Source organism: uncultured Agitococcus sp., from assembly GCF_937920075.1.
Lineage (GTDB): Bacteria > Pseudomonadota > Gammaproteobacteria > Pseudomonadales > Moraxellaceae > Agitococcus.
In genome coordinates this window covers 1-8,053 of sequence record NZ_CALETI010000449.1, presented here as the reverse complement: position 1 = coordinate 8,053, position 8,053 = coordinate 1, and the positions used below count along the sequence as shown (strand labels likewise).

5 protein-coding genes and 1 pseudogene are annotated in these 8,053 nt (G+C 43.4%); all 6 read left to right on the top strand.

What is annotated here, in order from left to right; all coding sequences use genetic code 11:
* A partial coding sequence (gene prpB, locus Q0212_RS15290; protein WP_297927109.1) for a methylisocitrate lyase occupies positions 1-780 on the top strand: 780 nt, incomplete at its 5' end.
* 122 nt (positions 781-902) lie between these two features.
* Entirely contained in the window at positions 903-2,063 is a 1,161-nt protein-coding gene (gene prpC, locus Q0212_RS15285) for a 2-methylcitrate synthase (protein ID WP_107865825.1), read from the top strand.
* A 144-nt stretch (positions 2,064-2,207) separates the two neighbouring features.
* On the top strand, positions 2,208-4,808 hold the full coding sequence (gene acnD / locus Q0212_RS15280; RefSeq protein ID WP_297927106.1) for a Fe/S-dependent 2-methylisocitrate dehydratase AcnD: 2,601 nt from the start codon (positions 2,208-2,210) through the stop codon (positions 4,806-4,808).
* A 331-nt stretch (positions 4,809-5,139) separates the two neighbouring features.
* Positions 5,140-6,054 carry a glutathione S-transferase family protein gene (locus Q0212_RS15275; RefSeq protein ID WP_297927104.1) on the top strand — a complete coding sequence of 305 codons (915 nt, stop codon included), beginning with the start codon at positions 5,140-5,142 and terminating at the stop codon, positions 6,052-6,054.
* Positions 6,055-6,078: 24 nt separating this feature from the next.
* Complete coding sequence (prpF, locus tag Q0212_RS15270; protein WP_297927102.1) at positions 6,079-7,275, top strand: 2-methylaconitate cis-trans isomerase PrpF; 1,197 nt, start codon at positions 6,079-6,081, stop codon at positions 7,273-7,275.
* Between the two features lie 194 nt (positions 7,276-7,469).
* A pseudogene (locus Q0212_RS15265) lies at positions 7,470-8,053 on the top strand (hypothetical protein); the annotation flags it as partial.

Sequence of the window (8,053 nt, the reverse complement as noted above, 5' to 3'; positions counted from 1 at the left end):
CGTGCAGGCTTTAAAGCCATTTATTTATCGGGTGGTGGTGTTGCCGCAGGTTCTTTAGGTTTGCCTGATTTGGGTATTAATACCTTAGATGATGTGTTGATTGACACACGTCGTATTACTGATGTCTGTGATTTGCCCTTATTGGTGGATATCGATACAGGTTTTGGCCCAAGTGCGTTTAATATCGAACGTACGGTAAAAAGTTTAATTAAAGCAGGTGCTGCCGCTTGTCATATTGAAGACCAAGTGGGTGCAAAACGTTGTGGTCACCGTCCGGGTAAAGAAATTGTTTCTACCGAAGAAATGGTTGACCGTGTTAAAGCAGCCGCCGATGCCAAAACTGACCCTAACTTCTTTTTGATTGCCCGTACCGATGCTATTCAAGTGCATGGTGTGGATGCCGCCATTGAGCGTGCGATTAAATGTGTCGAAGCGGGTGCAGATGGTATTTTTGCCGAAGCCGCCTATGATTTAGAAACCTATAAAAAGTTTGTTGATGCAGTAAAAGTGCCTGTGTTAGCCAATATTACTGAATTTGGTAAAACGCCGTTGTTTAGTGTGGACGATTTAGCACCCACAGGTGTTGGCATGGTGTTATATCCGCTCAGTGCCTTCCGTGCCATGAACAAGGCAGCGGAATTGGTATATCAATCGGTACGTGCTAATGGTCATCAACGTGAAGTGGTGGACATCATGCAAACGCGTGAAGAGTTATATGACCGTATTGGTTATCACGCTTTTGAAGGTAAATTAGACGCTTTGTTTGCGGCTAAAAAATAAAGCAATTCGTTTCTCTCCCCTAAATTAGGTGAGGGTTAGGGTGGGGTATTTTGAGACCCCCTCCCGACCTCCCCCTAAATGAGGGGGAGGAGAATTCATTTGAGACAAGAGGAACAGTAAAAATGACGACAGAAACAACGACAACCACAGGTTTTAAACCAAAAAAATCCGTTGCTTTATCAGGCACAGCCGCAGGTAACACCGCTTTATGTACCGTTGGCCGTAGTGGTAACGATTTACACTATCGTGGTTATGACATTTTAGATATTGCAACCACCAGTGAATTTGAAGAAGTAGCGTATTTATTGGTACATGGCAAATTTCCAAACACAGCTGAATTAGCAGGTTATAAAGCCAAATTAAAAGCCTTACGTGGTTTGCCAGCGGCGGTAAAAGTTGCTTTAGAACAATTACCACCATCTTCTCATCCAATGGATGTCATGCGTACAGGTGTGTCGGTATTAGGTTGTGTGAAACCTGAAAAAGAAGACCATAATCACCCTGGTGCACGCGATATTGCTGATAAGTTAATGGCTTGTTTGGGTTCTATGTTGTTGTATTGGTATCACTTTGCTTATAACGGCAAGCGTATTGATGTTGAAACCGATGACGACTCCATTGGCGGTCATTTCTTACATTTGTTACATGGTCAAAAGCCAAGCGAAAGCTGGGTTCGTGCTATGCATACGTCCTTAATTTTATACGCAGAGCATGAATTTAATGCGTCTACGTTTACAGGTCGTGTGGTTGCTGGTACAGGTTCTGATATGTATTCAGCGATTTGTGGTGCGATTGGTGCATTGCGTGGTCCTAAACATGGTGGCGCTAACGAAGTTGCTTTTGAAATCCAAAAGCGTTACGACACGCCAGACGAAGCCGAAGCAGATATTCGTGAGCGTGTAGGCCGCAAAGAAGTGATTATTGGTTTTGGTCATCCTGTTTATACCGTTAGCGACCCACGTAACGTGGTTATTAAAAAGGTTGCTCATGAGTTAAGCGTAGAGCAAAGCAATACCAAGATGTATGACATTGCTGAGCGTTTAGAAAGTGTGATGTGGGAAATCAAAAAGATGTTCCCGAACTTAGATTGGTTCTCGGCGGTGAGCTATCACATGATGGGTGTGCCAACGGATATGTTTACACCGTTGTTTGTGATTGCCCGTACCTCTGGTTGGTCTGCACACATTATTGAACAACGTATTGATGGCAAGATTATTCGTCCAAGTGCTAACTACACTGGCCCAGAAGACCAAAAATTTGTGCCATTAGCAGAGCGTAAGTAAGCATTGAGTTCTCCCTCTCCCTATAACAAAAAGCGTGTTCCCTCTCCCTGTGGGAGAGGGTTAGGGTGAGGGTGAAATATCAATCGTTAAAAGACCTCACCCCAGCCCTCTACTGAAAGGAGAGGGTGACTAGAGACCGCTATTATGAACAGCCAATTCCGCAAAAAACTCCCCAATACCAACCTAGACTATTTTGACGCACGTGCTGCGGTTGATGCTATCAAGGCAGGTGCTTGGGCAACATTGCCCTATACCGCACGTATTCATGCCGAAAACATTGTCCGCAAAGCCGATCCAGCCATTATTAATGACTGTTTAACACAATTAATTGAGCGTAAACGTGAACGCGATTTTCCGTGGTTTCCTGCGCGTGTGGTTTGTCATGATATTTTAGGTCAAACCGCTTTAGTTGACTTAGCAGGCTTACGCGATGCGATTGCCGACCAAGGTGGCGACCCAGCCAAAGTTAATCCTGTTGTGCCAGTCCAATTAATCGTTGACCATTCTTTAGCCGTAGAGTGTGGAGGTTTTGACCCTGACGCTTTTCAAAAAAACCGCGACATCGAAGAACGCCGCAACGAAGACCGTTTCCACTTTATTAACTGGACAAAAACAGCCTTTGATAATGTTGATGTTATCCCAGCGGGTAACGGCATTATGCACCAAATCAACCTCGAAAAAATGTCACCTGTGATTCACAGTGACAATGGTGTGGCCTATCCTGATACCTGTGTCGGTACAGATTCACACACGCCACACGTTGACGCTTTAGGGGTTATTTCGGTGGGTGTCGGTGGTTTAGAAGCCGAAAACGTGATGTTGGGTCGCGCTTCATGGATGCGTACACCAGACATGGTTGGTGTTGAGTTAACTGGCACACGTCAAGCAGGCATCACCGCAACGGATATGGTCTTAGCTTTAACCGAATTTTTGCGTAAAGAAAAAGTGGTTGGTGCTTATTTAGAGTTCTATGGTGAAGGTGTTCCGTGTTTAACCATTGGTGACCGCGCAACTATCTCCAACATGGCACCTGAATACGGTGCGACGGCTGCTATGTTCTCCATCGACAACCAAACCTTAGATTATTTGCGTTTGACGGGTCGTTCTGATGCCCAAGTTGCCTTAGTTGAAACCTATGCCAAAGAAGCAGGTTTGTGGTCTGACAGTTTGGTCAATGCACAGTTTGAGCGTGTGCTTAAATTCGACTTGTCAACAGTCGTGAGAAACATGGCTGGCCCATCTAACCCACATCGCCGTTTGCCTGTTTCTGCCTTAAAAGAGCGTGGTATTGCCGTTGATTTAGACAAAGCACGTGCCGAAGAAGCACAAGGTTTAATGCCTGATGGGGCAGTGATTATTGCAGCAATCACCAGTTGTACCAACACTTCCAATCCACGCAACGTGATTGCGGCTGGTTTGTTAGCACGTAATGCTCGTCAATTAGGTTTGGTGCGTAAGCCTTGGGTTAAATCCTCTTTAGCACCCGGCTCTAAAGTGGTTGAATTGTACTTAAAAGAAGCTGGTTTATTAGCAGACCTAGAAGCACTTGGTTTTGGTATTGTTGCCTTTGCTTGTACAACGTGTAATGGTATGAGTGGTGCATTAGACCCGAAAATTCAACAAGAAATCATTGACCGTGATTTGTACGCCACCGCTGTGTTATCGGGTAACCGTAACTTTGATGGTCGTATTCATCCCTATGCTAAACAAGCTTTCTTGGCATCTCCACCCTTAGTGGTTGCCTACGCGATTGCAGGTACAGTACGTTTTGATATTGAACAAGATGTGTTAACGGTGGTCGATGGCAAAGAAATTCGTTTAAAAGATATTTGGCCAAGTGACGAAGAAATTGATGCGATTGTCGCCAAGGCGGTTAAGCCAGAACAATTTAATCAAGTTTATATCCCCATGTTTGAGAAGCAAGATGCCAAAAAAGCGGCTTCTCCGTTGTATGACTGGCGACCACAAAGCACTTATATTCGCCGTCCACCGTATTGGGAAGGTGCATTGGCAGGTGAGCGCACGCTAAAAGGTATGCGTCCATTAGCCGTGTTGCCAGACAACATCACCACTGACCATTTATCACCGTCAAATGCGATTTTGATGAACAGTGCCGCAGGTGAATATTTGCATAAAATGGGCTTGCCTGAAGAAGACTTTAACAGCTACGCCACCCACCGTGGTGACCATTTGACCACTCAACGTGCGACTTTTGCTAACAAAGAGTTGGTTAACGAAATGGCGATTGTGGATGGTCAAGTGAAAAAAGGTTCGTTGGCACGTGTTGAGCCAGAAGGCCAAGTGATGAGAATGTGGGAAGCCATTGAAACCTACATGAACCGCAAACAACCGTTGATTATTATTGCGGGTGCGGATTATGGTCAGGGTTCTAGTCGTGACTGGGCAGCCAAAGGCGTGCGTTTAGCAGGTGTTGAAGCGATTGTGGCTGAGGGCTTTGAGCGTATTCACCGTACTAATTTGATTGGTATGGGGGTATTGCCTTTAGAGTTTAAAGCTGGCACAACGCGTAAGACTTTGGGCTTGGATGGCACAGAAACTTATGATGTTGTAGGTAAATTAACACCACGCGCCGATTTAACCTTAGTGGTTAATCGTAAAAATGGTGAAACTGTTGAAGTAGCAGTGACTTGTCGTTTGGATTCTGACGAAGAAGTGTCTGTTTACGAAGCAGGTGGTGTGTTGCAACGTTTTGCTAAGGACTTTTTAGAGGGAAGCGTGGCTTGATTTTGTAGGATGGGTTGACGAAGGAAACCCATCGAATTAAGCAAAAAGCCCTGTTGAAAAATAGGGCTTTTTGTTTTGGTGTTTTTGGATTAGGCTTAAACTAATCCAATAAAATTAGCTGATATGTGATGAATATTATTTGTTTTCCTTTTGAACGTGTGATTGAGATTAACGCTTTTATTTCGACGCTGAGCGCGGTATATCAGCAAAAACAGACCAAACCAAAGGCACAAAAGTCTTAAAAATCGGCTAAAAAACCATTACACAAACCTAGCTTTACACTCATCATCGCTTATAATCGGGCAACTTTACAGCCATTAGTGAAACTTTAATGAATGATTTAATTTTGCATCATTATGCCATGTCACCATTTTCCGAAAAGATTCGCATCATGTTGGGCTATGCCCAAGTCAATTGGCAATCCTGTATTACCCGTGAAATGCCACCACGCCCTCTATTAGCCCGTTTAGCAGGCGGCTATCGTAAAATTCCTGTAGCACAAATTGGCGCAGATATTTTTTGTGATAGCAAAATTATTGCCGCCGAAATTGCCCAATTAGCTCAAAAGCCTTTATTAGCAGTTGAAAACCTAGATGCAGAACAACAAGCATATATTGCTAAAGTGGATTTAGAGATTTTCTTTGCCAGTTTATTTGTCTCAGGCACAATGAAGCTCAATGTAAAAGTGCTTAAAGCCATGTCTGTATTAGATGTAGCGCGCTTTTTAGCAGATCGCATTAATATGGGACGTAAGGCTAAAGTTCGTGCGGTTAATCCATTAAAAGCCAAAGAAGTGGTCAAACAACATATTGCCAATTTAGAGCAACGTTTAAACCAAGACTTTTTATTTGGTGCACAACCAACCCATGCCGACTTTTCTACTTATCATAGTTTGTGGTTTATCCATGATTTAGCCGAAGCTCCATTCTTGCAAGGCCATCCTAAATTATTGGCATGGATGGCACGTATGAACGCATTTGGTCATGGTATGCATATTCAAATTACTGAACAACAAGCCTTACAAGCCGCTGCACAAGCTGAGCCACGAGTGATTGCTAACGAACATCGTCAAGATGCCTTAATTGGTGAAAAAGTCACGATTGCGCCTGCTGATTATGGTTGTGAGCCAACGGCAGGTATCTTAGTGGGAGTTACACCAGAGCGTTATATTTTAGCTCGCCAAGACCCAGAGCTAGGTATCTTGCATGTTCATTTTCCACGTCAGGGTTATAAGTTAAAAACTTAAAGTATTGAATTTAAGAGAACTGTTATGTCGAATATCCAGCAAATTAAAATTCCTGCAACTTATATGCGTGGTGGTACTAGTAAGGGAGTGTTTTTTCGTCTCCAAGACCTGCCTGAATCTTGCCAAAAAGCGGGTGCTGCCCGTGATCGTTTATTTATGCGTGTCATTGGTAGCCCAGACCCTTATGCCAAACATATTGATGGTATGGGTGGTGCAACATCAAGCACCAGCAAATGTGTGATTTTGTCAAAAAGTAGTCAGCCAGAACACGACGTTGATTATTTATATGGCCAAGTTTCCATCGACAAAGCTTTTGTCGATTGGAGTGGAAACTGTGGCAATTTATCGACCGCCGCGGGAGCATTTGCCATTCATGCGGGTTTAGTTGATGCTGCACGTATTCCTCAAAATGGTATTTGTGTGGTCAGAATTTGGCAAGCCAACATTAACAAAACCATTATTGCTCATGTACCTGTCACGAACGGCCAAGTTCAAGAGCTAGGTGATTTTGAATTAGATGGTGTGACTTTTCCTGCTGCCGAAATCGTTTTAGAGTTTTTAGATCCAGCGGACGAAGGTGAGGGCGATGCGGGCGGCTCAATGTTCCCAACGGGAAATTTAATTGACGATTTGGATGTGCCTAATATTGGCACGTTAAAAGCAACCATGATTACCGCAGGTATTCCAACCGTCTTTGTCAATGCCGAAGACATTGGTTATACAGGCACAGAATTACAAGAAGCGATTAATGGTGATACCAAAGCGTTAGCCAAATTTGAAGCGATTCGTGTTGCTGGTGCTTTGCGTATGGGGTTAATTAAACACCCAGATGAAGCATTAACTCGTCAACACACACCAAAAATTGCTTTTGTTGCGCAGCCAAAAGACTATATTTCGTCCAGTGGCAAAGCAGTCAAAGCCAGTGATGTCGATTTGTTGGTTCGTGCCTTATCAATGGGTAAATTACATCATGCCATGATGGGCACAGCCGCTGTTGCTATTGGTACAGCCGCAGCCGTTTCAGGCACATTGGTTAACTTGGCAGCAGGTGGCGGTGAGCGTCAAGCAGTACGTTTTGGCCATCCATCAGGCACATTACGCGTCGGTGCAGAAGCCAAACAAGTAAATGGTGAGTGGACAGTCACTAAAGCAATTATGAGCCGCAGCGCACGGATTATTATGGAAGGATGGGTAAGAGTGCCTGAGGATATAATTGTATAAAAACTAAAAAAAGCCCATCTAAATAATCAAATAGATGGGCAAAAATTGACCACTTATCGACTATTACAAAAAAAATACCATGTAATTGATGCTTAGCTTTGGCAAAGTGGCAAAAAAATAGCATAATAATAGCTAAAGTTATAACTCCGTGCTTATTCAAAAATAAGACTTACAACAATAAATAGGGCTTAGCTATGAAGTTGCCTCTTAAAACCCTTTGTTTGGCTATTGCTATTGTAAATATGCAATCTGCTTTTGCTTTAGAATCGTTAGATGACGAAACTATGAGTGAAACAACTGGTGAAGGTATTGCTTTATTGCCAGAAAATTACTCTTTTATGATGAATGGAGCTAATCCGTCAACTGGTCTTTATACTGACAATAGTGGTGCTGGTACTTATGGTACAGGCTATATGCGTTTTATTCCTGTTGGTCCTTTAACTACCACTGCAACAAATAATGGTTATAAGAAAGCTGATGCTTGGTTGTATGGTGTTACTTTAGGGCAATCTAAAAAGGCGTATGGAGCGACTATAGACAGTACGGATTGGGGAGTTCCTTTTGGTGCGATAAGTGCTACGCCTGCCGCGACAGACTTTGGTCGCACAATTACATCGTGGGGAACAGCCGAAAATCCTTGGGTTGTTAAAACCGTGACTGAAAATGATGTTCCTAATTTTAGTGGTGTAACTGCTGGTAAATCGGTGTCATATTTAGGCTTAGAAGCTCCATTATATAATTCAGCAGCAATTAGTGGCCTATCGTCAGCAGAACAGTC